Source organism: Labrys sp. E2SS-1L (assembly GCF_057073705.1).
The window spans coordinates 280,866-307,331 of sequence record NZ_CP172712.1 but is presented as its reverse complement, the minus strand read 5'-3'; the positions used below and the strand labels follow the sequence as shown (position 1 = coordinate 307,331).

The 26,466-nt window shown below is 66.3% G+C and carries 23 protein-coding genes and 1 tRNA gene; 11 read left to right on the top strand and 13 right to left on the bottom strand.

Annotated features, from left to right (window positions below; genetic code table 11):
* Positions 1-25 precede the first annotated feature (25 nt).
* A complete protein-coding gene (locus ACIGJE_RS01445) occupies positions 26-349 on the bottom strand; it encodes an MmcQ/YjbR family DNA-binding protein (RefSeq protein ID WP_311932713.1) in 324 nt (107 codons plus the stop codon).
* Positions 350-455: 106 nt separating this feature from the next.
* Here ACIGJE_RS01445 and ACIGJE_RS01440 point away from each other — a divergent pair, with 106 nt between their 5' ends.
* A complete protein-coding gene (locus ACIGJE_RS01440) occupies positions 456-869 on the top strand; it encodes a hypothetical protein (RefSeq protein WP_415086226.1) in 414 nt (137 codons plus the stop codon).
* 266 nt (positions 870-1,135) lie between these two features.
* Here ACIGJE_RS01440 and ACIGJE_RS01435 read toward each other — a convergent pair whose 3' ends face one another.
* The 3 genes from ACIGJE_RS01435 to ACIGJE_RS01425 all read right to left on the bottom strand — a co-directional run bounded on the left by ACIGJE_RS01435 (position 1,136) and on the right by ACIGJE_RS01425 (position 5,096).
* A complete protein-coding gene (locus ACIGJE_RS01435; protein ID WP_415086228.1) occupies positions 1,136-2,245 on the bottom strand; it encodes a mandelate racemase/muconate lactonizing enzyme family protein in 1,110 nt (369 codons plus the stop codon).
* A 95-nt stretch (positions 2,246-2,340) separates the two neighbouring features.
* Entirely contained in the window at positions 2,341-3,843 is a 1,503-nt protein-coding gene (locus tag ACIGJE_RS01430) for an aldehyde dehydrogenase (protein ID WP_483679136.1), read from the bottom strand.
* 92 nt (positions 3,844-3,935) lie between these two features.
* Positions 3,936-5,096, bottom strand: a complete 1,161-nt coding sequence (locus ACIGJE_RS01425; RefSeq protein WP_415086232.1) for an iron-containing alcohol dehydrogenase — start codon at positions 5,094-5,096, stop codon at positions 3,936-3,938.
* A gap of 255 nt (positions 5,097-5,351) precedes the next feature.
* Between ACIGJE_RS01425 and ACIGJE_RS01420 the strand changes: the two genes are divergently transcribed.
* The gene (locus ACIGJE_RS01420) at positions 5,352-6,905 is read left to right on the top strand and encodes a trimethylamine methyltransferase family protein (RefSeq protein ID WP_483679135.1); all 1,554 of its coding nucleotides are present in this window, start codon (positions 5,352-5,354) and stop codon (positions 6,903-6,905) included.
* Between the two features lie 134 nt (positions 6,906-7,039).
* Positions 7,040-9,466 carry a GcvT family protein gene (locus ACIGJE_RS01415; protein ID WP_483679134.1) on the top strand — a complete coding sequence of 809 codons (2,427 nt, stop codon included), beginning with the start codon at positions 7,040-7,042 and terminating at the stop codon, positions 9,464-9,466.
* Between the two features lie 48 nt (positions 9,467-9,514).
* Here ACIGJE_RS01415 and ACIGJE_RS01410 read toward each other — a convergent pair whose 3' ends face one another.
* From ACIGJE_RS01410 to ACIGJE_RS01400, 3 genes are all read right to left on the bottom strand, one after another.
* On the bottom strand, positions 9,515-10,120 hold the full coding sequence (locus tag ACIGJE_RS01410; protein ID WP_311932723.1) for a transposase: 606 nt from the start codon (positions 10,118-10,120) through the stop codon (positions 9,515-9,517).
* Positions 10,121-10,207: 87 nt separating this feature from the next.
* Positions 10,208-10,897 (bottom strand): hypothetical protein, encoded by a 690-nt coding sequence (locus ACIGJE_RS01405; protein ID WP_483679133.1) that lies wholly within the window; start codon positions 10,895-10,897, stop codon positions 10,208-10,210.
* 14 nt (positions 10,898-10,911) lie between these two features.
* Positions 10,912-11,610, bottom strand: a complete 699-nt coding sequence (locus ACIGJE_RS01400) for a hypothetical protein (RefSeq protein WP_483679132.1) — start codon at positions 11,608-11,610, stop codon at positions 10,912-10,914.
* Positions 11,611-11,866: 256 nt separating this feature from the next.
* Here ACIGJE_RS01400 and ACIGJE_RS01395 point away from each other — a divergent pair, with 256 nt between their 5' ends.
* Together ACIGJE_RS01395 and ACIGJE_RS01390 are read left to right on the top strand one after the other, a co-directional pair.
* Complete coding sequence (locus ACIGJE_RS01395; protein ID WP_483679131.1) at positions 11,867-12,649, top strand: hypothetical protein; 783 nt, start codon at positions 11,867-11,869, stop codon at positions 12,647-12,649.
* Positions 12,646-14,583, top strand: a complete 1,938-nt coding sequence (locus tag ACIGJE_RS01390) for a prolipoprotein diacylglyceryl transferase family protein (protein WP_483679130.1) — start codon at positions 12,646-12,648, stop codon at positions 14,581-14,583. The genes ACIGJE_RS01395 and ACIGJE_RS01390 overlap by 4 nt, the downstream gene beginning before the upstream one ends.
* Here ACIGJE_RS01390 and ACIGJE_RS01385 read toward each other — a convergent pair.
* The 3 genes from ACIGJE_RS01385 to ACIGJE_RS01375 form a co-directional block, all read right to left on the bottom strand.
* On the bottom strand, positions 14,558-15,094 hold the full coding sequence (locus ACIGJE_RS01385; RefSeq protein WP_311932730.1) for a hypothetical protein: 537 nt from the start codon (positions 15,092-15,094) through the stop codon (positions 14,558-14,560). The genes ACIGJE_RS01390 and ACIGJE_RS01385 overlap by 26 nt on opposite strands.
* Positions 15,091-16,221: an MGDG synthase family glycosyltransferase gene (locus ACIGJE_RS01380; RefSeq protein WP_483679129.1), complete on the bottom strand. Its 1,131-nt coding sequence runs from the start codon at positions 16,219-16,221 to the stop codon at positions 15,091-15,093. Before ACIGJE_RS01380 ends, ACIGJE_RS01385 begins: the two co-directional genes overlap by 4 nt.
* Before the next feature lie 70 nt (positions 16,222-16,291).
* Complete coding sequence (locus ACIGJE_RS01375; RefSeq protein WP_483679128.1) at positions 16,292-16,891, bottom strand: DUF2585 domain-containing protein; 600 nt, start codon at positions 16,889-16,891, stop codon at positions 16,292-16,294.
* Between the two features lie 188 nt (positions 16,892-17,079).
* Here ACIGJE_RS01375 and ACIGJE_RS01370 point away from each other — a divergent pair, with 188 nt between their 5' ends.
* On the top strand, positions 17,080-17,571 hold the full coding sequence (locus tag ACIGJE_RS01370; protein WP_311932733.1) for a MarR family winged helix-turn-helix transcriptional regulator: 492 nt from the start codon (positions 17,080-17,082) through the stop codon (positions 17,569-17,571).
* Positions 17,568-18,248, top strand: coding sequence for a GNAT family N-acetyltransferase (locus ACIGJE_RS01365; RefSeq protein WP_483679127.1), 681 nt, complete (start codon positions 17,568-17,570; stop codon positions 18,246-18,248). Before ACIGJE_RS01370 ends, ACIGJE_RS01365 begins: the two co-directional genes overlap by 4 nt.
* A gap of 60 nt (positions 18,249-18,308) precedes the next feature.
* On the opposite strand, the gene ACIGJE_RS01360 is transcribed toward ACIGJE_RS01365, so the two are convergent.
* Both ACIGJE_RS01360 and ACIGJE_RS01355 read right to left on the bottom strand, forming a co-directional pair.
* A complete protein-coding gene (locus ACIGJE_RS01360; protein ID WP_311932736.1) occupies positions 18,309-18,710 on the bottom strand; it encodes a GFA family protein in 402 nt (133 codons plus the stop codon).
* Between the two features lie 44 nt (positions 18,711-18,754).
* Positions 18,755-21,421, bottom strand: a complete 2,667-nt coding sequence (locus ACIGJE_RS01355) for a TIGR02302 family protein (RefSeq protein ID WP_415086250.1) — start codon at positions 21,419-21,421, stop codon at positions 18,755-18,757.
* Between the two features lie 239 nt (positions 21,422-21,660).
* On the opposite strand from ACIGJE_RS01355, the gene ACIGJE_RS01350 reads away from it, so the two are divergent.
* Together ACIGJE_RS01350 and ACIGJE_RS01345 are read left to right on the top strand one after the other, a co-directional pair.
* Positions 21,661-22,431, top strand: coding sequence for a class I SAM-dependent methyltransferase (locus tag ACIGJE_RS01350; RefSeq protein WP_415086252.1), 771 nt, complete (start codon positions 21,661-21,663; stop codon positions 22,429-22,431).
* Between the two features lie 5 nt (positions 22,432-22,436).
* Positions 22,437-23,900, top strand: a complete 1,464-nt coding sequence (locus ACIGJE_RS01345; protein ID WP_415086254.1) for a cobyric acid synthase — start codon at positions 22,437-22,439, stop codon at positions 23,898-23,900.
* A gap of 40 nt (positions 23,901-23,940) precedes the next feature.
* On the opposite strand, the gene cbiB is transcribed toward ACIGJE_RS01345, so the two are convergent.
* Complete coding sequence (cbiB, locus tag ACIGJE_RS01340; protein ID WP_311932789.1) at positions 23,941-24,924, bottom strand: adenosylcobinamide-phosphate synthase CbiB; 984 nt, start codon at positions 24,922-24,924, stop codon at positions 23,941-23,943.
* Between the two features lie 263 nt (positions 24,925-25,187).
* Between cbiB and ACIGJE_RS01335 the strand changes: the two genes are divergently transcribed.
* Both ACIGJE_RS01335 and ACIGJE_RS01330 read left to right on the top strand, forming a co-directional pair.
* Positions 25,188-25,263 (top strand) — tRNA-Ala (locus tag ACIGJE_RS01335).
* Positions 25,264-25,673: 410 nt separating this feature from the next.
* Entirely contained in the window at positions 25,674-26,444 is a 771-nt protein-coding gene (locus ACIGJE_RS01330) for a hypothetical protein (RefSeq protein WP_415086256.1), read from the top strand.
* The last annotated feature ends 22 nt before the right edge of the window (positions 26,445-26,466 follow it).

Here is a 26,466-nt window from a genome sequence, read left to right as displayed (position 1 = left end):
CGATGGAGCCGCAGGGAAGCTGCTATCAGCCTTTCTTCTTCTTGGCTGCACCGTGCCGCCACGCCATCGCCAGCGCATCCTGCAATTCCGCTTCGCTGGCGGCTGAGAGAGTAAGCGTGGTCCAGCCCTGCCGACCCCAGGCATTGGCAACAGGGCGGAAGACATCCGGGGCGAGCAGGCATTTGAATTCCTGCTCTTCCGGCGTGAAGAGGAGATTGGCGCCGAGGCCGTCGGGAGCGAGGGTGGCGTAGATGCGCACGGCCCTGAAGGCGGTACGCTCGAAATGCGGCGCCTCGCTGGTACCGCCCAGGGACAGGGCGATCCGTCTGAAATCGTCAGCAACGGCCATGATGGGTTTTCCCCGCTATTGTGGGGCGAGCCTATCCTTTTGCGGGCCGCGCCGACACCGCCTTGCCTAGGTTGAAGGGGCTGGCTAGGCAAGGATGATGAAGTCCATGCTCCGCCTTGTCCTCCTACTCCTGTTTGCCGCCGCGACGGTTCCGGCTGTCGCCGCCGCGCCGCCGGCCAAGCGCCATCTTGCCTGGGTCGGCACCGGCGTGCAGAGCGAGCGTGGCGCGCCGCCCAGCCGCTGGCGCATCCATCTCATCCTCGACGGCCAGGGCAACGCCCGCATCGACTATCCCAGCCTGCATTGCGGCGGGGTGCTGATCCGGCGCAGCCAGCACGGTGCCATTGTGCGCTACCGCGAGCATATCCGCTATGGCCGCGGTACCTGCATCGACGGCGGCACGGTGACGGCCTGGCGGCGCGGCAACCGGCTGTTCTGGCGCTGGAGCGGGGTGAACACCCGCTTTCCCGGCATAAGGGCGCGAGCGACCCTGGTGCTGTCCCGGCATCGGGGGCGGTAGGAGCGGAGGCACGCGGCAACAGGAGCTGTTTGGTCGGTGGCGTAGCCCCTCACCTCTATCCTCTCCCCGCAAGAGCGGGGCGAGGGGACGCAAATGTTGTGGATCTCCTTGCCGCACTGCGTCTCGCTCAACGGTTGGGCGAGGTGAGTCGATTTCCGCATGAAGCCCGACGCCGATGCCCTCCTCGCCCCGCTCTTGCGGGGAGAGGATACAGGTGAGGGGCAGCGCTACCCGGCGGAATCAAGGGCCGTTTTTCGGCGAAAGCCTCAGCCGACCCGCGTCTTCGCCAGCATCGTCTCGTCCAGCGCGTAGCCCATGCCGGGCGCCTCACTCAGCGTGATCATGCCCTCGCCGTCGACCGCCAGGGGCTCGGCCATCATGAAGTCGCGGCGTGGTAGGCTCCATTCCGGCGGGTCGTAGGGGAACTCGATGAAGGGCGCGTCGGCGAGGCCGGCGGTCAGGTGGCAGTTGGCGGCGACCCCCATGCCGTTGGTCCAGGTGTGCGGCGTGAAGGTGAGATTGTTCTCGGCCGCCATCGCGGCGATGCGGCGCAGGCCCGTGATGCCGCCGACCAGGGCGGCATCGGGCTGCAGCACGTCCAGGCAGCCGTCGCGGATGAGGTCGCGGAATTCGTAGAGCTCGCGCGTCATCTCGCCGCCGGCAATGCGGATGTCGACCATTTCGCGCAGGCGCCGCATGCCCTCCCGGTCGGAGCGGTGCAGCGGCTCCTCCATCCAGTAGACGCCGAGCCGTTCGAGTTCGCGGGCGACGGGGATCGCGTCCTTGAGCGTCCAGGGCGCATAGGCGTCCCAGGACATGCGCCAGCCCTGGTTGCAGTCGACCATCAGGTCGAGCCGGCTGCCGACGCGCCCGCGCACCGCCTCCAGCGCCTTGATGTCGGCCCGCCAGTCGCCGCGATGAAAGCGGATCTTCAGCGCCTTGAAGCCCTGGCCGAGATAGATCTCAGCTGCGTCGGCGAGCTCCTCGGGCTTGCGCAGCGTGCCGGAGGAGGCATAGGCGGCGACCTTGTTGGAGAGGCCGCCGAGCAGCTTCCACACCGGTTGCCCGGTGATCTTGCCGGCGAGGTCCCACAGCGCCAGGTCCAGCGGCCAGCAGCGGCCGTAATGGAACTGGATGTTGGAGAGGATGCGGTAATGGCGCTCGATCGCCATCGGATCCTGGCCGATGAAGAAGCGCTCATGGTCCTCGAAACCGGTCATGGTGTCGCCCGAGCCGTAGCCGGTGAGGCCCTCGTCGGTGGAAACACGCACGATGGTGGCGTCGAAGGCGGTGCGGGGCTTGGAATCCCAGCTCGCATGGAAAGGCGGGTCGAGGGGTAGGCGGTGGTGGGTGATCTCGATGCCGGTGATTTTCATGTTCTTCTCCGGGTGCGCGGACGTCCCGTCCGCCTCTTCCTCAATATCGAGTGCTGCGTTTCCAAGATGCGGACGGGACGTCCGCGCACCCGGAGTTAGGAATACGCCGTCCACACCGTCTTGAAGTCCATGTACTTCTCGATGGCGTGCGGAGAACGGTCACGGCCGAAGCCCGATTGCCGGAAACCGCCGAAGGGCGTGGCGAGCGAGGAACGGTCGAAGCAGTTCACCCACACCGTGCCGGCGCGGATGCCCGAGGTGAAGCGATGCGCGGCGTTCATATTGCCGGTCCATACCGCCGCTGCGAGGCCGTAGATGGAATCATTGGCCATGCGCAGCGCCTCGTTTTCGTCTGTGAAGGTGCTGACGACCACGACCGGGCCGAAGATTTCTTCGCGCGCGACGCGGTGCTGCGGCTCGACGCCGTCGAGGATGGTGGCCTCGACATAATAGCCGCCGGTCTCCGCCATCACCCGGCTGCCGCCATGGGCAACCGTAGCGCCTTCCCTCGTGCCGATGTCGATATAGGAGAGCACGCGCTCCATATGGCCCTTCTCGACCAGGGCACCCATCTGGGCGGCGGGATCGAGCGGATGGCCGAGGGGGATCTGCTGCGCCGCGACCTCGCCGATCTTGCGGACCAGTTCGTCCTTGATCGAGGCATGGGCGATCACGCGCGAGCCGGCATGGCAGGTCTCGCCCTGATTGTAATAGATGCCCCAGGCGATGCCGGAAGCGGCGGCGTCGAGATCGGCATCGGCGAGCACCACATGCGGGCTCTTGCCGCCGCATTCGAGCGCCACGCGCTTCATGTTGCTTTCGCCGGCATAGCGCAGCATCAGCTTGCCGACCTCGGTGGAGCCGGTGAAGGAGATCATGTCGACGTCTTGATGCAATGCCAGGGGCTTGCCGGCCTTCTCGCCGAAACCGGGCACGACATTGAGCACGCCGTCGGGCAGGCCGGCCTGCCGGGCGAGTTCGCCGAGGCGCAGCGCCGAGAGCGGCGACTGCTCTGCCGGCTTCAGCACCACGCAATTGCCGGCCACCAGGGCCGGACCGATCTTCCAGGCGGTGATGATCAGCGGATAGTTCCAGGGCACGATGGCGCCGATCACCCCGAGCGGCTCGCGCCTGACGATGCCGAGATCGTTGGGCCCGGTTGGCGCGACCTCGTCGAAGCTCTTGTCGGCGAACTCGGCGTAATACTGGATGCAATCGGCGCAGAAGGGCACGTCGACCGCGAGTGAATTGCCGATGACCTTGCCGACATCGAGGGTTTCGAGCAAGGCGAGATGCTCGAGATCGGCCCGGACAAGCTCGGCGAAGCGCAGGAGGATGCGCTTCTTCTCGGCTGGCGGCTTCAAGCGCCAACGCCCGTCCTCGAAGGCGGTGCGGGCTGCTTTTACCGCTGCCTCGATGTCCTCGGCGCCGCAATCGGCGACCTCGGCGATCACCCGGCCATCGATCGGCGAGGTCTTGGTGAAGGTCTTGCCGGAAAGAGCGGGAACGTAGCGGCCGTCGATGAAGGCACGGCCTTCCGGCTTGAGGGCTGCGGCCTTGGCTTCCCAGTCGGAGCGAGTGAAGGGGGTGGTGAGCATGATACTTCCTGGGACCGCCGGCATCCTGCCGGCTCTTGGAAACGAAAAGCGTGGGGAAAGGGAGAGCCGGCAAGATGCCGGCGGTCCCAGGATCAGGCCTGCGTCAGCACGCGTTCGGCGAAGCGGAGCAGATCGGCCTCCTCGATCGTACGGCGGTTGGAAACGCGCATCGCGGCATTCTCGGGCCGGGCCATCTGCTCGGCGAGGCGCGTGGCGGTGATGCCTGCGAATTCGTCGGCAAGCGAGACCTTGATGCCGATGGCGCGCACCAGTGTCTCGAAGGCGGCGGGCAGGTCGGCTGACGATGTCAATCCCATCGCCCGCGCCGCGGCGGCGAAGCGCCCGTCATCGTCCTCGATGTTCCAGTCGAGCGTGGCGATCATGCCGAGCGCCACCGAGCGGCCATGCTGTACCGGGCGCAGCGAGCCCAGTGCATGGCCGATATTGTGGGCGACGGCGGTACCGCAATTGTCGATGGCGATGCCGGCGAGCGCGGCGGCGCGCTGCAGCCCCTCGCGGGCGGCGAGATCGCTGCCCTTGCCGACGGCGTCAGGCAGATTGCCGACGGCGAGGCGGATGGCCTCATGCGCATAGACATTGTTGGCCGGCGTGGCGTTGCCGTTGGTGGTGGCCTCCAGCGCGTGGACGAGGGCGTCGATGCCGGTCCAGGCCGTCAGCACCGGCGGCAAGGAGAGTGTGGTTTCCGGATCGAGGATCACCTCGTCCGGCTTGAGCTCCTCGCCCCAGAGCCAGACCTTGGCCTTGTCCGAGCGGGTGAGGATGGCGGTGCGGGTGCATTCCGAGCCGGTGCCGGAGGTGGTGGGAATGACCAGCGAAACCAGGCGCTTGCGCGGGAAGGGGCGCTTGCACAATTCATAGGCCTCGGCGGATCGCCGGGCCGTGGCGGCGGTGGTCGCAACCGCCGCCACTACCTTGCCGAGGTCGAGCGCGGAGCCTCCGCCCAGTGACACCACCGCCTTCGCCTTGGTCCGCCGCGCCTGGGCGGCTGCGGCATCGGCCGAGGCGATGGTGGGATCGCCGCCGAACTCGGAGAAGACGGAGACGCCGAGCCCAGCCTTGCGCAGCGAAGCCTCGACGTCGTCGATCAGGCCGGTCGCCTTCAGGCCGGGATCGGCGACCAGCAGCACCTGTGCGCCCTTGCCGAGCCTGGCGGCAGTAAGCTCTCCGGCGAGTTCCCGGGCCCCTGGCCCTCCGGTGATGCGTGGCAGGTGGGAGAGCTGGTAGCGGGACATGCGGGATCTCGAGAAGTTGGGGTGCCGGTCTTCAGACCGGCATGGAACACTGAGCCGACCAGGTAAGGCCGGGTCCGAAGACCCGCCCCCCGGACATGGCGGCCCACCAACTCTATCTCTGCTTCCCGCGCGCCGTGTGCGCCTTTATTCGATGGCCCGATCCAAAAAAATGATAGCGCCGTTTCGCCGTGGCGATGCGTCGGAGCGCGCGCTAGGCTGATCGGACAAAAGGATCAGCCTGCCATGCAAAGCCCGATGGAACTTTCGCTCGAAACCTCGGAGCGGCCGCGCCGCCGCGGCCGGGAGGAGCGCCAGCGTGCCGGCAGCGCTGCCCCGACTTCGCGGCCCCAGCCCCGGCGGCCGTTTCCGGCGGTCAACGCCGTCTCGGCGGACCAGCTCGAGGCCATCCATCTCGCCTCGCTGCAGATCCTGGAGGAGATCGGCCTCGACGTGCTGCATGCCGAGGCCAAGGCCATTCTCAAGGCCGAAGGCGCCGAGGTCGATCCCAATTCCGACAGGGTGCGTTTTTCGCGCGGGCTGGTCGAATCGAAAATCGGCCTGGCGCCGCAGAGCTTCACGCTGCATGCGCGCAATCCGGCCCGCAACGTCGTGCTCGGCGGCGACCATCTTGCCTTCTGCTCGGTGGCGAGCGCGCCCAACGTGGCCGACCGCGAGGGCGGCCGCCGGCCCGGCAACCGCAAGGATTATCAGAACCTCATCCGGCTCGGGCACACGCTCGACAGCATCCATCTGTGGGGCGGCTATCCGGTCGAGCCGGCCGATATCCATGCCTCCGTGCGCCATCTCGATGCGCTCTGGGATATGCTGACCTTGTCGGACAAGCCCATCCATGCCTATTCGCTGGGCCGCGAGCGCAATCTCGACGCCATCGAGATGGCGCGCATCGCTCGCGGTATCGACCAGGAGACATTGGAGCGCGAGCCCTCGCTCTTCACCATCATCAACTCCTCCTCGCCGCTGCGCCTGGATACGCCGATGATGGAGGGCGTGATCCAGATGGCGCGCCGCAACCAGGTCACCGTGCTCACGCCCTTCACCCTGGCGGGTGCCATGGCCCCGGTGACGATCGCCGGTGCCGTGGCCCAGCAGAATGCCGAGGCGCTGGCCGGGCTGGTATTGGCCCAGTCGGTGCGGCCGGGCTCACCCTTCGCCTATGGCGGCTTCACCTCCAATGTCGACATGAAGACCGGCGCGCCCGCCTTCGGCACGCCCGAGCAGATGAAGGCGGCACTGGTCGGCGGGCAGCTCGCCCGCCGCTACGGACTGCCCTATCGTTCCTCCAACACCTGCGCCGCCAACACCATCGACGTGCAGGCCGCCTATGAGAGCGTGTTCTCGCTGTGGGGCGCGGTGATGGGCGGGGTCAACCTGCTGATGCATGGCGCCGGCTGGATGGAGGGGGGCCTGCATGCGAGCTTCGAGAAGATGGTGATCGACGCCGATCTCCTCGACATGATCACGCATTTCCTGATGCCGTTCCAGGTCGATGACGACGAGCTGGCGCTGGAGGCGGTGCGCGAAGTCGGGCCAGGCGGGCATTTCTTCGGTTGCGCCCATACCCAGGCACGCTACCGCAACGCCTTCTTCGCCCCGATGATCTCGGACTGGCGCAATTACGAGACCTGGCAGGAGGCGGGATCGCCTACCGGGTACGACCGCGCCAACCGGCTCTACAAGGAGCGCCTCGCTGCCTATGAGGAACCGCCGATGGATCCGGCCATCCGCGAGGAACTGGCCGCCTTCGTGGCGAAGCGCAAGGAAGAGGGCGGCGCGCCCACGGATTTCTAATCCGGGTGCGCGGACGTCCCGTCCGCTTCTTGGAAACGATACGCTTGATGGAAGGGAAGATGCGGACGGGACGTCCGCGCACCCGGGAAATCACCGCCTGTACCGCTCACTCTCGATCTTAGGATATCTCCCCCATGAAATCCCACACCCGTGTCCTCGTCATCGGCGGTGGCGTCGTCGGTTGCTCGGTGCTCTACCATCTCGCCAAGGCCGGCTGGACGGATATCACCCTGATCGAGCGCGCGGAGCTGACGGCGGGCTCGACCTGGCACGCGGCGGGCGGCTTCCACACGCTCAACGGCGATCCCAACGTTGCCAAGCTGCAGCAATATACCGTGGAGCTCTATCGGGAGATCGAGGAACTTTCGGGCCAGTCCTGCGGCCTGCATCTCACAGGTGGCGTCATGCTGGCCGGCACCAAGGAACGCATGGACTGGCTGAAGATGGCCCATGCCAAGGGCCGGTATCTGGGCATGCATACCGAGATCATCTCGGCCGCCGAAGCCAAGAAGCTGATGCCGCTGATCGACGAAAAGCAGTTCGCCGGCGCGATGTACGATCCGCTGGAGGGGCATCTCGACCCCTATGGCACCACCCATGCCTATGCCAAGTCGGCCAAGATCCTCGGCGCCGAGATCGTGCTGCGCAACCGCGTCGTCGACATGGCCCAGCGCGAGGACGGCAGCTGGGACGTCGTCACCGAGCAGGGCTCCATCCATGCCGAGCATGTGGTGAACTGCGGCGGCCTGTGGGCACGCGAATGCGGCCGCATGGTCGGGCTGGAGCTGCCCGTGCTCGCCATGGAGCACATGTATTTCCTCACCGAGGACATGCCCGAGGTCGCCGAGATCAACGCCTCCACCGGCAAGGAGGTGATCACCGCGCTGGATTTCGAGGGCGAGATCTATATGCGCCAGGAGCGCGGCGGCATGCTGCTGGGTACCTATGAGCAGGCCTGCGTGCCCTGGTCAGAGAAGGTGACGCCCTGGGATTTCGGCCAGAATCTGCTCGACCCCGATCTCGACCGCATCGCCCCGTCGCTGGAAGTCGGCTTCCGCCATTTCCCGGCCTTCGAGAATGCCGGCATCCGCCGCATCATCAACGGCCCTTTCACCTTCGCGCCCGACGGCAATCCGCTGGTCGGCCCGATCAGGGGCCTGCGCAATTACTGGGTGGCCTGCGGCGTGATGGCCGGCTTCTCCCAGGGCGGCGGCGTCGGCCTCGCTTTGTCCAATTGGATGGTGCATGGCGATCCCGGCTTCGACGTCTGGGGCATGGACGTCGCCCGCTATGGCGACTGGACCACGCTCTCCCACACCAACGCCAAGGTGCGCGAGAACTATGCCCGGCGCTTCCGCATCCGCTTTCCCAACGAGGAACTGCCGGCGGCTCGTCCCTTCCGCACCACGCCTGTCTATGACCGGCTGGAGAGCCGCAATGCCGTGTTCGGCGACATGAACGGATTGGAGCACGCGCTCTGGTTCGCGCCGTCCAAGGCAGAGGCCAGGGACGAGTTCTCGTTCCGCCGCGCCAACGATTTCCCGCATGTCGCCGCCGAATGTGCCGCGGTGCGCGAGGGCGTCGGCCTCCTGGAGATCTCGAACTTCGCCAAATACGAGATCAGCGGCAAGGGAGCGGAAGCCTGGCTCGACACCATCCTGCCGAACCGCCTGCCGGCCAGGGGGCGCATGGTGCTCACGCCCATGCTGAACGAGAACGGCATGCTGATCGGCGACTTCACCTTGGCCCGCGAGGCGGATGACCGCTTCATGATCTTCGGCTCGGGGCTTGCCGAGCAGTATCACATGCGCTGGTTCCAGGCCCATCTGCCCGAGGCCGGCGTTACCCTGCGCGCCCATGGCCTCGACCTCGTCGGCCTACAGGTCGCCGGTCCGAAATCGCGCGAACTCCTTGCCCGTCTCGTCGATGCCGACCTGTCGAAGGAGACCTTCCCCTTCATGGCGGTCGGCCGCTTCAATGTCGGCACCGTTCCCGCCCTGATCGGGCGCGTCACCTATACGGGCGATCTCGGCTATGAGATCTGGGTCAAGCCCGAGCACCAGCGCGCGCTGTTCGACCTGCTGATGAAGGAAGGGGCGGGCCTCGGCATCAGGCTCTTCGGCGGCCGCGCCCTCAACGCGCTGCGGCTCGAAAAGAGCTTCGGTTCCTGGTCGCGTGAATACCGGCCGATCTATACGCCCTGGGAGGCCGGGCTGGAGCGCTTCGTCTCGACCCAGAAGAGCGATTTCATCGGACGCGATGCCTTGCTGCGCGCCCGCGACGAAGGCCCCAAACGCCGCCTCGCCACCTTCGTGGTCGATGCCCTCGATGCCGACGTCATCGGCGACGAACCGATCTGGCGGGATGGCAAGGTGGTGGGCTGGGTCACCTCGGGCGGCTATGCCCATCACGCCAAGGCCTCGGTGGCGCTCGGCTATGTCGAGGCCGCCGCCTTCGACGCCACCGCGGCCTATGAGATCGAGATCATCGGCGAGCGGCGCCCGGCCAGGGTCGCGCCCGAACCGCTGTTCGATCCCAAGGGGTTGAGGATGCGGGGGTAGGAAAATTTGGAGCGCGGACATCCTGTCCGCTCTTCGAAGCCACACGCGTCATCGGAGACGCGTGTGCGCTGCACTTGAAAAGGCCCAGTCTTGCGCTCGCGCGCATAAGCCGGCCGCCACCGCATTCTGTTCGATGTAGTAACGAACGGTCTCAAAATGTTTCTCGTCCCTGATCCGCCGATCGAAATATTCGGGGAACCAAAGCGTTCCCTGTCGTCCCAGGGCTCGATTGATTTGGAGTGCCGTGAAAGACTTCCAGGAGTGTACGATTGCGGACAGCGCATGTCCGTCGATCGGTGTGCTCAGGACATGCACGTGGTTTGGCATGACACTCCAGGCATGGAGGCGATATCGCACTCCGTCGAAATGGAGCAGGGCGCTCTGTACGGTAGCACCTGCATCGGGATGGACTAGAAGAGCTTCGCCATGGCCCTTGTCCAGCGCCTCTTCGTAGCGCCGTCGTCGATCGGTGGAGTTCGGAGAGCGTTCCGAGCTTTCTGACTCCTGCGTCCAACGTTGAAGCAATTCGACCGGCAGAGAATCTGCAAGACGGAAGGTGATGCTTTGCGGATTCTCGCCGGCTTCCCAATGCGGAAGATAGCCTCGGGAATGCCACTCTGCTTCGGGCTGTAAGGGGCGTTTCTTATCAGCCATGTCTGCTCGCCCCTCAGATAGACTTATTCTTCTTTCCGCGCGCGGAGCGGGTGGGAAGAAGAGCGGACAGGATGTCCGCGCTCCAAACTATTGCCGCGAATAAAGCCCCGTGAAGCGCACGTTCTGCCCGCCGCAGGCGTCGTTGTCGATCACTGCGATATAGGGGCCGAGCTGGACCATGCGCGCCGCGCAGCGCCGGGGGCCGGCATTGGCCTCCTCGTAGCCCATCTGCTGGCCGCCATAATAGCCGAAGGCGAAGTCGCGCTCGTTGGCGTCACCCTCGACCTCGAACTCGCCGGTGTTGACATAGGAGCCGGTATCGTAGGTGGCGTTGCCGCGCACGAACATGCGCCCGCCCTGGCCGGTCTTGATGGTGATGACCGAGCGCCCGTCATAGGTGCTCCAGCGCCCGTCCCAGCGCGGCTGGACCTGGACCCGCGACAGGGACGACAGGGGCAGCCAGCTCGCAATGTCGGTGCCCTTGCGGTCGACATAGTTGGCGCAGGCGAAATCGCCCTCGATCTCGTTCACCACCACCTTGTCGCCCTCGACCAGGAAGGAACGCTGCCGGCAGGACGGCGAGAGGGACGGGCAGCTTTCGCGCTGGCTGGTCGGGCCCTTGATGAAGAAGGTACGCCCGCTCTCGGCGACTTCGTAGAGGCTGATGGCGGAAAGATCGTTCTGGAAGTTGAAGCCGCGGCAGACGCCGTTGGCGGCGAAGGCGGAACCGGTGGTGGCGGCGAGCAGCAATACGGCGCCCAGACTGGAACGGAACATGTCTTTTTCTCTGATCATTGCCTGAAATAAAGGCCTGTAAAGGTGACGTTCAACCCGCCGCAGGCATTGTTGTCGACCACCGCGATATAGGGGCCGAGCTGCGCCATGCGCATGGTGCAGGTGCCGTCACCGCTGCGAGCGTCCTCGATGCGACCCTGCTTCTCGCCGTCATAGGCGAAACTGAGCGTCGATTCCCGCGCCTCGCCGAAGACGTTGAATTCGCCGGTATTGACGCTCTGGCCATTGTTGTAGGAAGCCGAGCCGTTCACCGAGATATCGCCGCCCTTGATCTCCTTGATCTCGAGGATGGCGTTGCCCTCGGCGTTGCGCCAATTGCCTTCCCAATCGGGCTGGGCATTGCTCTTGCGCAGGGCCGAGAGCGGCAGCCAGAGCGCCACGTCCGATCCCTTGCGGTTGAGATAGCTCGCGCAGGCAAAGCCGCCGGCGGTGCGGTTCACCACCACGCGGTCGCCGGCGATCAGGAAGCTGCGGGCCTGGCATTCGGGCGAGGTCGAGGGGCAATCCTCGCCGTCCGAAGAGGCGCCCTTGACGAAATAGGTCCGGCCCGGCGCGGTGACTTCGTAGAGATCGACGCCGAGCGGATCATCCTCAAGATTGAAGCCGCGACAGATGCCGGCGTCTCGGGCAAGGGCGGGCGAGGCGGCAAGTAAAACGGTAAGCAATGCAAAGGACAGCGAACGGCGAATCATCATGCAACCCTGAAACCAATATCCTGCTAGGAAGCCGATTTTCGCTGTTTCGTCCACGCCAAGCAGACACCAGTACGCAAGCATCCCAGTCTATTTGCGCTTTCGGCTGGACGACGCAGAGTTACGGTATTTCCATCGCCCATTAAGCATCCGGCCTGAAGATCGGCGACGCCGACAGGATTGTTCCGTCCTCTTCTTGTCGACGGGGAGGCTTTCTTCTAACAAGGATCGACCAAGCTCCTCCCATCCGGACCTGCCTTTGGGCCGCCTTCGCCTCGACAAGCATTATGGCGATGCCATCCTCGACGATGGGACGGTGGTGATTTTCTATTCCGCAACCCTGCGCCTGGGCCTGTTGGCGTTGCATTATGCCAGCCTTGCCACGATCCGCCCCTGCGGCACGAGAGAGCTTCGCCAGTGGTTGCGTGCGGCGCCGATGACCCATGGGAGAGCGATCACGGCCCGATGCGGCGATATCGCCCTCGCCTGGCATTCCTGCGGGGCGGCCACGCCGGATGTGGTGCTTCATGACGAACCGGCCGGCGCCTTGCACTGGCAGGCGCGCATGCCGTTGGCTGAGGTGCGCATCACAAGGGCCGGTGAAGGCGAAGCGACCGGCCTTGGCTATTTCGAAACGCTCGCCATCGACCTGTGGCCGACGCGCTGGCCGATCCGTACCCTGCATTGGGGTCGCTTCACCGGCCGCCACACCAGCCTGGTCTGGATCGTCTGGGAGCATGAACAGCCGCGGCAATGGCTGTTCCTGGACGGCGTTCCCGCTTGTCTCGATCATTTCGACCTGCCGCGCTCCTTCGCCTTTACCGGGGCGGCCAGCGGCACCCTGATCTGCGGACCGGCCCGTACGCTGATCGCCCAGCCGGTATCGCAGCGCCTGCGCCTGCTCGGCCCGCTGCGCTACGGCCTGCCGGCGATGATCCGTAATTTGAAGGAAGAAAAGCACATGGCGCCGGCCAGGATCGCCTTCTCGGACGGCTCGGAGGACGAGGGATACGTGATTTTCGAAAAGGTCGCCCTGGCATGAAGCGCATCGGCCCTGTCGCCTATGGCGCCCTGTTCTGCGTCGGCCTGCCCGTCCTCCTGCTGGTGACGGCCTGGCATCTCGACGCCCGCCTCGGCATCGCCATCGAAGCCTGGCCGCTGGCCGGCGGCACCATGGCCGGGCTGGGCCTGATTCTGGTGGTCGCGGCCATCCTCGTATTGATGCTGCGCGGTAAAGGCCTGCCGATGAATGCCTATCCCACGCGCCGGCGCGTCGAGGACGGGCTCTATGCCTGGCTGGCCCATCCCGCCTATGTCGGTTTCACGCTCATCGTGCTCGGCCTCTCTCTCTGGGGCGGCTCGTTTGCCGGCCTGTTCATCCTGACGCCCTGGACCGGTTCGGCCGCCCTTGCACTGGTGATGGGCTATGAGGCGCGGGCGACCGATCGGCGCCTGGGCGCGCGCCGGCAGGACCCCGCGATCGGCCTGCCGGAGAATTGGCCACTGCCGGCCGATCTCCGTCGCAGGCTCGGCGCCACGCTTGCCGTCTTCCCCGCCTGGACCGTGGTCTATTGCGTCTTTGCCGCGCTGCCGCCGGCCGCCGATGCCTTCGATACCTATCTGCCGTTCGAACGGGACCTGCCCTTCTGGCCCGGCCTGGTGGCTGCCTATAGCTTCACTTATGTCTTCGCGCTGGCCGTGCCCTTCCTCGTGCCGGATCTCGCCTCGCTGCGCCGTTTCGTGCTGGCCGGCTGGAGCGGGACGGTGATCGGCGGGCTCGTCTTCGCGCTGTTGCCGGCCGTCGCACCCCTGCGCGGCGTGCCGCCGGACAATCTCATCGGCTGGTGGTTGCAGCTGGAGCGCGGCAGCGACGGCATCACCGCGGCATTGCCGTCCTTCCATGCCTTCTGGATCGTGGTGGCCGCCTTCTTCTGGCGTGAGCGCTTCGGTGCGGCCCTCATCTATCCGCTTGCGCTGCTGCAGCTCGCCGCCTGCCATGTGACCGGCATGCATTCTCTTGCCGATCTTCTTTGCGGCATTGTCCTGGCCTTGCTCTGCCTCAACATCGAGGCGGCCTGGCATGGCCTGTTGCGCCTGGCCGAGAGGGTGGCCAATGATTGGCGGCCGCTGCGCCTCGGCTCGATGCGCTTCTTTCCGCATGGTCTTTATATCCTGGCTGCGGGAGCCCTCGCTTTCCTCGCCACGGCGAGCCTGGCGCCGCCGCACCAGCTCGGGCCGATGGTCGCCATGCTGCTGGCGGGGCTCGCCGGCGCGGTGGTCTTTGGCCAGGCCGTCGAGGCGAGCAGCAAGCTTTCGCGCCCGCTCGGCTTTTTCGGCGGCCTGATCGGAGCCAGCCTCGCGGCCAGCCTGCTGACGGTGTCAGGCGTCATCGACGGTGCGATGCTGGCCGCCTGCGCGATCGGGCTCTGCATCGCCCAGATGCTGGGGCGGCTGCGCTGCCTGGCGCAAGGTTGCTGCCATGGCGCGGCGCTGGCCGTTTCGGCACCGCTCGGCGCCGGACTGACCTATCGCCATCCCCTGTCGCGGGTCGGGCTGATCGCGGGCATGCTCGGGCGGCCGATCGAGCCGGCGCCGGTGTTCTCCATGCTCGCCAATCTTCTCGCGGCGCTGCTGCTCTGGCGCGTGCTGGTGGTGAGTGGCGATGCCTGGCTGGTCGCCGGCCTCTATTGCTGGCAGCTCGGCATCGCCCGCTTCGCCGAAGAAGGGCTGCGCGGCGAACCGCAGACGCCGGTGCGCGGTGGCCTCAACCTCTATCAATGGCTGGCGCTGGCGGTGACAGCGGTGGGATTCGTCATCGTGCTGGCGGCGCCCTTCGTCCAGGCCGCCACACCGCATTGGCCGGAGCAATCGGCTCTGTTCCTGGCCTTGCCGCTCGCTTGCCTGTGGGCCCTGGCGATGAGCGTCGACTGGCCCGACAGCACGAGACCCCTTAGCCGGCTGACGCCGGGGCAGTAAGCGGGCGCCTATGCCCCCGATAAGACCAGACCATCAGCAGGATGCCTGCCGTCGACATGGTCCAGTAGTCCACCGGCGCCAGCCAGAACCAGTGGATGTGCCAGGGCACGAATTCGGGGCTGAAACGGGCGAGGCCGAAGGCCGGGTTCAGGACGAACCACAGGAAGTCCTCGCTCAGCCAGAAGATCATGATGCAGGCGATCACGCGCGCTTCCAGACGCCACGACCAGGTCCAGGCGAACACCAGCGGAAAATGGAAGAAGATCGCCATGAAGGGAAACACCCAGGCATGGTAGCCGGTCATCGGCCGCCCGCCCCAGACAATGTCGAGCAGCCAGTGATGCTCGATGCGCCAGGTCGGCAGGCTGGTGGCCCAGCCATGGCCGCCCTCGATCTGGATCTCGACATTGGCGAAGAAGAAGGCGAGCACGAGCACCATGGCGACGAGTGCCACGGGCTGGGCGAGGCCGCCGCGTCGCGGCGCGGCGGGGGCGTGGTTGGGAACGCTCACGCCAGGGCCTCCAGCACGATACGCATGGCATCCTGCCCGGCCTGCGGGCGACCCAAGGCGCGGGCCTGGCGGCGCATGGCTTCCAGGCGCTGCGGTTCGGCCTTCAGCAGGGCGACGTGATATTCGAGGCCGATCTCGTCGATGGCCTTCATGGCGGCGCCATTCTCCATGAGATAATCGGCGTTGCGCTCCTCCTGGCCCGGAATGGGGCTGCTGAGCAGCATCGGCACGCCCATGGCCAGGCATTCGGAGGTGGAGAGGCCCCCGGGCTTGGTGATGACCAGATCCGCCGCTGCCATCAGGCGCGGCACCTCATTGGTGAAGCCGAGCGGAAAGAGCCGGCCGGGTCGGCTCTGGGCCAGGGCCTGGAGTTCCGCCAGCGCTTTCTGGTTCTTGCCGGCCAGCACCACGAGCTGGAGCTCGGGATCGGCGGCAGTGAGGCGCTTGGCCACCGGTCCGACGCCGAGCCCCGCGCCACCCCCCATCAGGAGATAGGTGCGCCTCATGGGATCGAGCCCGAAGGCGGCGGCGCAGGCTGCGCGGTCGTGCTCCTGCGCGAAGGCCGGCATGATCGGAATGCCGGTGACATGGATCTGCCGGGCCTCGATGCCATGGGCGGTGAGGCGGAAGGCGACCTCCTGGTTGCCGGCGAAGAAACCGGCCATGCGCGGGATCACCCACATGCGATGGAGGTCGAAATCGGTGATCTGCACGAAGACTGGCACACTGATGCGCCCCTTGCCGATCTCGCGCATCAGGAGTTCGGCCGGCAGGAAATGCGTGCAGACGATGGCGTCGGGCGCGAACTCGTCGATGGCGCTGCGCAGCGGCCGGGTCGAGAGGCGCTCGACCGCCCGCCGCAATTTCTGGGAGACCGCGTCGGGCGGGGCCTCCGAGCTCGCCTGGTAGAGCATGCCCCACAGGGCCGGATGCTTGGTGACGAGCTTGATGTAGTAATCCGTATAGATCTTGCGGAAGGTCGAGGGCACATAGTCCATCACGTCCAGATGCTGCGCCTCGGCATCGGGCGCCAGCAGGAGCGTGGCTTCCTTCAGGGCCTCGGCGGCCCGCATATGGCCGGCCCCGGCGGAGACGCTGAGGAAGAGGATGCGATATGATCTGGCCAAGGCAGTCGGCTCCCTTCGCAAGGCGAAGACTTGGCGAAGGCGGGGCCGATTTGTCAACTGGACCGGGACCTTACAACCCGCTTTGCCAGGTCTTGATGCCGGCGATGGGATAGACCAGCATGATGACGTTGAGGGTGAGGTTGTCGCGGATGGCGTAGAGGGCCAGAAGCTCGAAGAAGATGGCAAGCGCCACAGTGACCCAGACGGGCAGGCGCGAGGCGATGAGGAAGCCCACCAGCATGAACAGGATATCGCTCACCGAGTTCAGGATGCTGTCGCCCTCATAGCCCAGCGCGATGGTACCCTCGCGATAGCGGTTGATGATCAGCGGGCTGTTTTCCAGGATCTCCCAGCCCGCCTCGACCACCAGGGCCAGGAGGGCCCGGAAGCCGAGCGGGCGGCCCCGGGCTACCAGCCAGAACAGGCCAAAGAGCAGGAAGCCGTGGATGATGTGCGAAAGCGTGTACCAGTCGGCGATGTGCTGGGAATTGTCGGCCGTGTTGGGATCGCCGACCCATAGTTTTACCGTGCCGCAGGTGCAGATCGGATTGCGACCCATGGCGTAGAGAATCAGCGCCGCGAGGACGATCAGGCCGGCGCCGGCCAGCCAGTAGCGCAGCGCCGGGGTGGCAGTGGCGCTTCTTGCGACCGTTTCGGAGGATGGGTTCATGACGCGGCCGGTTCCATTGTGACAGGCCGTGTGTCCCATCATCGGCCGGCATTGGCAAGCCGCTGGCGGTGCTGGAGAGCTTCGGGCGCCGGAGAAAGGGGCTCGGGCCGTTGATCGCGCCTTCGGAACGAAGGCTTGCTTCAATATATAACGTGTTATATAACTTGTTATATATCTAGGAGGCAGGCATGGTGGATGTCGTTCGGGAGTTTGGTTATCTCACCCTCGGCACGCGGTTGAAGCGACTCGGCGAGCGGCTGCAGGCAGATACGCAGCGCTTCCTCGAAGTGTTCGACGACAGAGTGCCGGCCAGCCAATATCCCTTCCTGGCAGCGCTCGCCCGGGAGGGGCCACTCGGCGTTGGTGAATTGGCGCAGGCAGTCGGCATCACGCAGCCGGGCGCGACGCGCAGTCTCGCCCAGCTCGAGGCGCTCGGGCTGGTCGAGGCCGGCCCGGCGCCGGACGATCAGAGGCGGCGTCTGGTCACGCTGACAGGAGAAGGCCATCGCCTCGTCGACACGACCAGGCAGCAGGCCTGGCCTTTGATCGAGGCTGCCGTCGCCGATCTGTGCGGCGACCTGACGGGGCCCTTGCTCGAACAGCTCTCCGCAATCGAGGACCGTCTTGCCGTCGCACGGCTGGATCAACGGGCCGTCCTGCCGGAAAGGAACAAGCCATGAGCCATTGTCTCGATCGTCCGGTCTGGACGGCCCTTTCCAGTGTGCATGCGACCTTGGCGGAGGGAAACCGGCACGCCCGCCGCTATCCGGCCGCGATCGTGCCGTTTGCCGCTACCGCATCGGACGACGCCGGAAGCCTGCAGGCGTTGGCCGATCTGGTGCCGGATGGCGACAGCGTCGTGCTCGCTCAGGCCGATGCTGTCGCAATCCCTCCTGGTTTGAGCGAGCTTTCCCGCGCCGCCGCCGTCCAGATGGTCGCTGAGACGACCTTTCCGCGCGTGGAGGATATCCGTGTGCGACAGCTCACCCTGGCCGATGCCCCCGAGATGCTTGCCCTGGCGACTGCGACCAACCCAGGTCCGTTCACACTGAAGGCGTTGAGCCTCGGTGACTTCTGGGGTGTGCGTATCGACGGCAGGCTGGCGGCCATGGCCGGCCAGCGCATGCGCCAGCCCGGCTATATCGAACTCAGCGGGGTGTGCTCGCATGCCGATTTTCGCGGCCGGGGCCTGGCGCGCCTGCTCTCGCTCTTCGTCGCCGGCGAAATCTGTGCAGGAGGCGATACGCCCTATCTCCATGCCTATGCCGGCAATGCGGTCGCCATTCGCCTTTACGAGAGCATCGGCTTTGCGCTGCGCTGCCGGATGCATGTCGTCAAGCTGGGCCGGGCTGGATAGCCTCAGGGGCTTGCCATTCCGGAATGAAGCCTATGCCGGCGACCTGGCTGAAGCGGGGGATCAGCGGACGTCAAACTGGGCCACGCCGTCGGCGATGTCGTAATAGTCGGATTTCGAGGCGACGAAGATGTGCCGCCGCGTGGCGAGCCCGGTCGGCCGGTCGAGCGTGCCGGCGGTGATCGAGATGCGGTCATCGCCCAGGGCGCGCCAGAACAAATTGCCGCCGCAGGTGGCGCAGAAGCCGCGCTCGGCCCGTTCGGATGAGCGATACCAGCGCAGCGTATCCTCGGCCGTCAGTGTGAGATCGGCGGCCGCGCAGTCGGTGGTGGCGACGAAATTTCCGCTGGTCTTGGCACATTGCGAACAATGGCAGGCACTGACGGGTGTCAGCGTGCCATGGATCTCGTAGCGCACGCCACCGCACAGGCATGAGCCGGTGGCGCGCAGAGACGTCGCGGACATGGATGATTCCTTCTCGATCCTGGCGTCATTGCAGCCGCCGATGCTCACTGCTTGTTGAGCAGGCGCTCCAGATAGTCCGTCTCCGCCTTCGGCCGGTTGGGATCGGCGAGGCGGCGGCGTAGCTCATTCAGCACTTCGCCGGCCCGCCTGGAAGGAGACGCCTCGGTCGAGCCGTCGGCATTGAAATCGGGGCCATCGGGCAGTTGCCGGCCGAGAGGATCCTTGCCGCCCCGGTTGTTGCCCTGTTGCGGTCCCTTGCCGTTCTTGCGGGCTTGCGCCATCTGCTCGGCAAGCCCCTTGGCCGCCTTGCGCAGGGCTTCGATGGCCCGTCCCTGCGAATTGACGGCATTTTCGCCATCCTGCTCGCCAAGCTGGTTTTCGGCGTCGCGCATGGCCTGCCCGGCCTCGCCCAGGGCACCCGGGGTCTCCGCGCCGCTATCGCGCAGATTCTTCTGCATCTTCTCCAATTGCTGGCGCAGTGCCTGCTGGCGCTCCTTCAACTGGTCGAGCGAGGGCGAAGCTTCGCCCTGACCCTGACCACCTTGACCTGGGCTGCCTTGGCCGGAGCCACCCTGTCCTTGTCCGTTCTGACCTTGCTGCCCCTGGCCGGAAGGTCCCTGTCCCTGGCCACCTTGACCTTGGTCGCCCAAGCCCTGGTCCCCCAGCCCCTGATCGCCCGGGCCTTGGCCGTCTTGTCCCTGGCCTTCCTGCCCCTGGCCCTCTTGCCCTTGACCCTCCTGTCCCTGCCCGAAAGGCTGGTTCTGGCGATAGGTCTGATCGCGCAGGCGTTGCTGGCGCAGGATCATCTTGCCCATGTCGTTGAGCGATTGCTGCATCTGCTGCATCGTGGGATCGCCCTGGCCGACGCTGTCCTCGGGATTGGCCAGGCTGTTGAGGATGTCGTCGAGCTGCGAGAGCAGCTTCTGGGCATCGTCCTTCTTGCCGTTCTTGGCCGAATTCTCAAGCTGGTCGAGCAGCTTGTTCAGCTCCTCGGGCGTGATGTTGCGGACGGGCTTGTCGCCAGGCCTCTGATTGTTCTTGAGGGCCTGCTGCTGGCGCTTGGCATAGTCCTGCAGGAAGTCGTTGAGGGCCTGGCGCAATTCCTGGGTGAGCTTCTCGATCTCCTCCGGCGAGGCGCCGCGTTCCAGCGCTTCCTTCAGCTTTTCGCGCGCAGCCCGGAGCCGGCGCTCGGCGATGCTGCCGTCACCCTCCTCGATGGCGAGCGCGATCTGCCACAGATAGTCGGCGGCATCGCGATAGGCGTCATCGGAATTGGCGCGATCGATCCGGTCACGCACGGTGCGCAGGCCGAGATAGAGGCCGGCATCCTTGGTGAAGTCCTCCGGGGCGATCATCAGCGCTTCCAGCGCGTATTTGACCTCGCGGGCTCGGTTGGCATCGACGGCCAGGTTGAGGCGCTGCTCCACCAGGGCGCGGGCCAGCGGGTTTTGGAAGTCGCGCTGGGGCAGGGTGACATCCTGCGGATCGCTGCGGCCTTCATTGCCGGCATCGTCCCGAACCACCAGCGTCATCTTGACGGCCGCTCCCGCCAGCGGATCGGCCGAAAGATTGCGCGTCGCCGTCACCGTGCCGGAACGGGCATGGCCGGCGGGCGCGGAGAGGGCGATCTTCGGCGGCTGGTAGAGGGCATGGCCGTCGGTGAGCAGCGTGCCCTGGCTTTCCACCGTGGTGGCGCCGTAGTCGTCGTCGATCTTGTAGCTGAAGATCATGCCGCCCTTGCCGTCCGGCTTCACCGGCCCTTCGAAGGCGATGGTGGGCGGCCGGTCGGGGATGACGGTGAAGGCAAAGTGCGTCTGGCTGCCATCGCCGTGGCGAATGTCGATGCCGGTGTCGGCCACCAGTTTGAGGCGCTTTTCGACGACCGTGGCGTCCTGATCCGCCGCCGTGGCGGGCACGTCCTCGGTGCCGGCCTGCGCCTCGATCTCGGCACCCTTGTCGCCGGCAAGGCGCACGACGAGGACGGAGCCCTGCGGCACCGGGATCGGCGCGCCCTGATTGGCCTGCGAGAGCACCTGGGGCGCGCGGCGCGTATAGGGCGGCGGCGTCACCCAGGCATCCATGCGCATGCCTGACAGCTCGCCATCCCGGCCCGAGAACAGTGCGGCGATGTCGTGCCGGGGGGAGGCGAGGGCATCGAGGAGGCGCGGCAGGCGTTCGGCCCCGGCATAGAAGAATCCGACGAACAGGGCCAGGATGGCGCCGACGCGCAGGCCATAGCGATCGAGTTGCGGCAGGCCCGGCGAAGGCAGGCCGAGGCGCACCCGGCGGCTTGCCTCCAAAGCGAGGCGCAGGTGCCGGCGCCACAGCGCTTCGGCGAGCGGGTCGCCGCCGCCCTGCACCAGCCGGTCCTGCCGGGCGGTGGCCGGGCGATGCGGCAGGCCGATGGCCTGGTCAATGCGCTGTAGCGCGGCATCCCGGCTGGGGAAGCGCAGCCGGGCGAGCGGCCAGAGCGAGGCGAGGAGCCCGCCAAGAAGGATCAGGAAAAGAACGAGACGCGGCAGGCCGGACAGGACAGCGAACAGATCGAACCAGCTCAGGGCCACGAAGAGGCCGATAATGCCCAGCGGCACGGCCAGGCGCGGCCAGGCCCGTTCCCAGAACTGGGCCAGCCTCGCACGCAGCACGAGCGTCTCGAAGGTACGCGCGTCGCGTGCCGCTTCCTCGCTCATGCCTGCCTCGGGATCAGCCATGCCATCATCCAAACATCTCGATCGGCGGCAGGATAGGCCGCCCAGCCGGGTGATTCCAGTACCCACCCATCATAAGCCTGTGCGTGGCAAATCCATGTCCATATGCGTGTTTGGCCTGAAAGCCTGTTCAGCCGGGCACAGATGTCGCTTCGAGCGCAGCGAATCGGCAGGCTTTGCGGCGCCCGATAGGGGTGATAGGCAGGCAATTCTTCGAACGAGCGAGCAGGACCGACAAGCCCGTGAACCACGACAATGCCCGCCCCGACCGGCTCTATGAAGATCCGGACATCGCCAGCTTCTATGATGTCGAGAACGAGTGGAGCGCCGATCGCGCCTGCTGCCGGTCTTTGGCGGCGGGCTGTGCCTCCGTGCTCGATCTCGGCTGCGGCACGGGCGATCTTGCGGCGGAAGTGGCGCTCGAGCCGGATTGCACCGTCTTCGGCGTCGATCCAGCCGCTGCCATGCTCGATATCGCCCGCCGCCGCCAGGGCGGCGACAGGGTGACCTTCGTGCAGGGCGACGGCCGCACCGTGCGGTTGGGCCGCCGTTTCGAGCTCATCGTGATGACCGGCCATGCCTTCCAGGTCTTCCTCACGCCGGAGGATCGCATCGCCGCTCTGCGCACGATCGCTGCGCATCTGGAGCCCGGGGGGCGTTTCATCTTCGACAGCCGCAACCCGGCCGTGGCCGAGTGGCGGGAATGGACGCCGGAGCAATCGAGCCGGCGGATCGAGCATCCGCGTTTCGGAGCGGTCGAGGCCTGGAACGATGTTTCGCATGACCCCGCCACTGACATCGTGACCTATGGCACCCATTATCGCGTCCTTGGCGATGGGCGGGTGCTCTCGTCCCATTCGCGCATCGCCTTTGCCCCGCGGTCCGAGCTGGAACAGGCGCTGAAGGAAGTGGGCCTCGAGGTGGAAGCCTGGTATGGCGATTGGGAATGCAGGCCCTGCACGCCGACGTCGCCGGACTTCATTCCCCTGGGACGGCTGCGCAGGAGCTCGTGACATCGATGACCGCCAAAATCCTCATGATCCAGGGCACGGGCTCGGATGTCGGCAAGTCGCTGCTGGTGGCGGGGCTGTGCCGCCATTTCGCCCACCAGGGCTTGAGAGTACGCCCCTTCAAGCCGCAGAACATGTCGAACAATGCTGCGGTTACCGAGGATGGCGGCGAGATCGGCCGGGCACAGGCGCTGCAGGCCCGGGCGGCGCGGGTTGCGCTCAGCGTGCACATGAACCCGGTGCTCTTGAAGCCGCAATCGGAGATCGGGGCCCAGATCATCGTGCAGGGCCGCATGCGCGGCTCGGCTAGGGCACGAGACTACCAGGCGCTCAAGCCCGCACTGATGGCCGACGTGCTCGACAGTTTCGAGCGTCTCAGAGCCGAAGCCGATCTCGTGCTCGTCGAGGGGGCCGGCTCGGCCTCGGAGGTCAATCTGCGCGCCGGCGATATCGCCAATATGGGCTTTGCCCGTGCGGTGGACGCCCCCGTGCTGCTGGCCGGCGACATCGACCGCGGCGGCGTGATCGCGCAGATCCTCGGCACCAAGGCAGCCATCGACCCTGAGGACGCCGCCTTGATCAAGGGCTTCATCGTCAACAAGATGCGCGGCGATGCCAGCCTGTTCGCCGACGGCATGGCCTTCATCGCCGAGCGCTCGGGCTGGCCGGCTCTCGGCCTGGTGCCGCATTTTCCGCAGGCCGGGCGGCTGCCGGCGGAGGATGCGCTGGCGCTCGGCTCCTATGGTTCGCGCCGTGCCGGTGCCAAGCTCACCATCGCGGTGCCGATGATGCCGCGCATCTCCAATTTCGACGATCTCGATCCGCTGGCCCAGGAGGCCGAGGTCGATCTCGTGATGGTGAAGCCCGGCCGTCCCCTGCCGGTGGCCGATCTCGTCATCCTGCCCGGCTCGAAGGCGACCATCGCCGACCTCGCCTTCCTGCGCACCGAGGGCTGGGACATCGACATAGCGGCCCATGTCCGGCGCGGCGGCCATGTCCTCGGCCTGTGCGGCGGCTATCAGATGCTCGGCACTGTTATCGCCGATCCCGACGGCATCGAGGGGCCGCCGGGCGAGGTCGAGGGCCTCGGCCTGCTCGATGTCGTCACCCGCCTCGGCGGCGACAAGCGGCTGGTGGCGGCGAGCGGGCAGAGCTGCGCGGACGAGGAGCCCTTCTCCGGCTATGAGATGCATGTCGGCGTCACCGAGGGGCCCGCGCTCGCTCGCCCGTTGCTGCGTTTCGATGACGGCAGTCTCGATGGAGCGAGTTCGGCCGACGGCCGCATAGCCGGCTGCTATGTGCATGGCCTGTTCGGCGACGACCGCCAGCGTGCGGCCTGGCTCGCTCGTCTCGGCGGACAGGGCAGCAACCTGGCCTATGACGCCGTGGTGGAGGAGACGCTGGACACCTTTGCAGCCCATCTCGCCCGCCATCTCGACATGGCGGCGATCGGGCGGATCATCGGGCTGTAGGGCGGAGGAGCTTCCGGATGCCCGTGCACCCCGAATTCCCTCACTGATATTGCTTGTAGATCAGGTAGAAGGTCAGCAGCCCGATCACGGCCGACAGGATCACGCAGGCCATATGGTAGAGGTCTAGGGCGCGGCGGATATCGGCCGCGCCGGCATCAGCCCGGCCATTGCCCATATAGGCGTCCTCGACCAGGGTCTCGCCATAGATGCGTGGACCGGCGAGGCGCAGGTCGAGCGCGCCGGCCATGGCCGCCTCGGGCCAGCCGGCATTGGGGGAACGGTGCTTGCCGGCATCGCGCCTGACGGCGGCGAGGGCGGCCCGCCCGCGGCGATGGCTGATGAAGGCGGCGGCGCTGATGACCAGGGCCGTCAGACGGGCGGGGATGAGGTTCAGCCAGTCGTCGAGGCGCGCCGCGGCCCAGCCGAAGGCCTCGTGGCGCGGGGTGCGGTGGCCGATCATCGAATCGGCCGTGTTGATGATCTTGTAGACGGCAATGCCGGGCAGGCCGAACAGGGCATACCAGAACACCGGCGCCACCACGCCGTCGGAGAAGTTCTCGGCCAGGCTCTCGATCGCGGCGCGGCAGACACCGGGCTCGTCCAGGGTTTCGGGATTGCGCCCGACGATCATCGAGACCGCCTTGCGGCCGCCGGCGAGGCCGCCGACTTCCAGCCCATGCGCGACGTCCTCGACATGATCGCCCAGGCTCTTCGAAGCGATCAGCGAAGAAGCGATCAGACCGAGCGGAATGAAGCCATAGGTGAGGGAAAGGCAGAGCCGCTCGACGACATAGCCGCCGACCCCGGCAACCAGCACGAGGACGCCGGTGGTGACGATGCCGGCGCCCCGGCGGGTGGAGGGGGCATCCTCCGCGAAATTCAGGCGCCGGTCGAGCCAGCCGATGAGGGCGCCCATCCAGGTAACGGGATGGCCGATCCGCGCATAGAGCCAGCGCGGATAGCCGAAGACCATTTCGAAGGCCCAGGCAATCGCCAGACTGAGAATCCTAGAGAACACATCCATCGATACGGCAAAACCAAACTTGATCGGCACCCAGCCCGTTCCGGGCCACCATGCCTCGCCAAGACTCAGAATTCGGTTAAGGATTTCCAAATTCCGCTCGGTTTCCACCCTTCCTGGAACCGCGGACGGGGACACCCACGGTCCCGGGAAGGGCACTGCGCCATTGAGGCTCGGCCATCTTCAGCCAGCGGACCTGGATATATGCCAAGTCCGCTTGACAGGAGGGAGGCACGAACACTAAATGGCGACGCTTCCGGGCAGCCGGGGCTGTAGCTCAGTTGGGAGAGCGCTGCAATCGCACTGCAGAGGTCGTGAGTTCGAATCTCATCAGCTCCACCATCCCGCTTCGCGCTTCAGGCGAGGCCGGAATGCCTGAAATACCCGGTAAAGCCTGCCTCTTTCCCCCAGTCGCGGTTGTTTTTCATTCGCCGTGCCGCCTCACATTAAGTTTACGCAATGGCATATGCCGCTGGGCGTGATCGGGCCCTGGCGGGTGGCACGGCGTGAACGATCGCGACGGGTTGAACTCTTCGCCCACAGGCATGAAGCAGAGCCGGGGCCGGACAGGCGTTTCGCGCTGAAAAAGGCGCTGGGCGCTGGAGACGCCGGTCGTCTTGCCGGCAGCCATTTCCTTTATACGTCCCTTATGCTCCCCAGCCGAAATAGGACGATCTCCTGATTTGAAGGCCTGCATCGGGCGACGGTATAGTGGCGCGCTGGGCTGGGCTTCGAACCGATCGAGGATGAGAATGAAGGCGTCGATTGCCGAACTCGGTGAGGCGCTGGCTTTCAATCGCTCTGGCGGCACCATCGGCGATCTTCCGCTTCACCTGATTTCATCGGAACAGATGGCGGAAGACGTCCAGGATGCTGCATTCGCTGCCCTGGACGACAATAGCGTCGGCTACTACGCGACGGCGACGATCCCGGCCACCCGGCGCATCCTGCAATGCGACGGTCCTGTATTCGGGCCGCTGCCCGGTGCAAGCATGATGTCCAGCCATAGTCCTTTCCGCCTGCCGCCGGGCGTGCTGGGGGCGGAATGGAGTCTCGGCCTGCTGCTGGGAGATTCCTATCCCGATCCGCACCGCCCGGTCACGCCCTCGCTGATCGAGGAAGCCATCATTGGTTGCGTGCCGATGATCACGATCCTCGGCCGCCGGGTGAGGGGGGCCGTGCCGCTCAACTCCTGGACGGCCACGGCCGATTTCGGCCTGCACGTGGCCTCCGCCAAGGGCAGGCCCGTGTTCGACCGCCAACTGGCCGATCTCGGAGGCCTGGAGGTCGTCGCCAGTATGAATGGGGCGGTGGTCGGCCGCAGCCGGGGCGAGCAGGTGATGCGCGAGGTCAGGCAGGCGATTGCCAGCCTTTCACTCTACCTTGCGCGTCGTGGCCGGCAGGTGCCGCCGGGCAACCTCATCGCCATCGGGGGCGGGCCGCTGATCCTGCAGGCGGTCGTCGGCCAGGCTTTCGCCGCCGATTTCGGCGACCTCGGCTCGGTCGAGATGGTGTTTGCCTGACGCCACGCTTGGGGAAGCCGGG

Excerpts from the sequence above, each read along its gene's own strand:
- ACIGJE_RS01445 (WP_311932713.1), bottom strand. The coding sequence starts at position 349 with ATGGCCGTTGCTGACGATTTCAGACGGATCGCCCTGTCCCTGGGCGGT.
- ACIGJE_RS01440 (WP_415086226.1), top strand. The coding sequence starts at position 456 with ATGCTCCGCCTTGTCCTCCTACTCCTGTTTGCCGCCGCGACGGTTCCG.
- ACIGJE_RS01435 (WP_415086228.1), bottom strand. The coding sequence starts at position 2,245 with ATGAAAATCACCGGCATCGAGATCACCCACCACCGCCTACCCCTCGAC.
- ACIGJE_RS01430 (WP_483679136.1), bottom strand. The coding sequence starts at position 3,843 with ATGCTCACCACCCCCTTCACTCGCTCCGACTGGGAAGCCAAGGCCGCA.
- ACIGJE_RS01425 (WP_415086232.1), bottom strand. The coding sequence starts at position 5,096 with ATGTCCCGCTACCAGCTCTCCCACCTGCCACGCATCACCGGAGGGCCA.
- ACIGJE_RS01420 (WP_483679135.1), top strand. The coding sequence starts at position 5,352 with ATGGAACTTTCGCTCGAAACCTCGGAGCGGCCGCGCCGCCGCGGCCGG.
- ACIGJE_RS01415 (WP_483679134.1), top strand. The coding sequence starts at position 7,040 with ATGAAATCCCACACCCGTGTCCTCGTCATCGGCGGTGGCGTCGTCGGT.
- ACIGJE_RS01410 (WP_311932723.1), bottom strand. The coding sequence starts at position 10,120 with ATGGCTGATAAGAAACGCCCCTTACAGCCCGAAGCAGAGTGGCATTCC.
- ACIGJE_RS01405 (WP_483679133.1), bottom strand. The coding sequence starts at position 10,897 with ATGTTCCGTTCCAGTCTGGGCGCCGTATTGCTGCTCGCCGCCACCACC.
- ACIGJE_RS01400 (WP_483679132.1), bottom strand. The coding sequence starts at position 11,610 with ATGATGATTCGCCGTTCGCTGTCCTTTGCATTGCTTACCGTTTTACTT.
- ACIGJE_RS01390 (WP_483679130.1), top strand. The coding sequence starts at position 12,646 with ATGAAGCGCATCGGCCCTGTCGCCTATGGCGCCCTGTTCTGCGTCGGC.
- ACIGJE_RS01375 (WP_483679128.1), bottom strand. The coding sequence starts at position 16,891 with ATGAACCCATCCTCCGAAACGGTCGCAAGAAGCGCCACTGCCACCCCG.
- ACIGJE_RS01370 (WP_311932733.1), top strand. The coding sequence starts at position 17,080 with ATGGTGGATGTCGTTCGGGAGTTTGGTTATCTCACCCTCGGCACGCGG.
- ACIGJE_RS01365 (WP_483679127.1), top strand. The coding sequence starts at position 17,568 with ATGAGCCATTGTCTCGATCGTCCGGTCTGGACGGCCCTTTCCAGTGTG.
- ACIGJE_RS01360 (WP_311932736.1), bottom strand. The coding sequence starts at position 18,710 with ATGTCCGCGACGTCTCTGCGCGCCACCGGCTCATGCCTGTGCGGTGGC.
- ACIGJE_RS01355 (WP_415086250.1), bottom strand. The coding sequence starts at position 21,421 with ATGGCTGATCCCGAGGCAGGCATGAGCGAGGAAGCGGCACGCGACGCG.
- ACIGJE_RS01345 (WP_415086254.1), top strand. The coding sequence starts at position 22,437 with ATGACCGCCAAAATCCTCATGATCCAGGGCACGGGCTCGGATGTCGGC.
- cbiB (WP_311932789.1), bottom strand. The coding sequence starts at position 24,924 with ATGGATGTGTTCTCTAGGATTCTCAGTCTGGCGATTGCCTGGGCCTTC.
- ACIGJE_RS01330 (WP_415086256.1), top strand. The coding sequence starts at position 25,674 with ATGAAGGCGTCGATTGCCGAACTCGGTGAGGCGCTGGCTTTCAATCGC.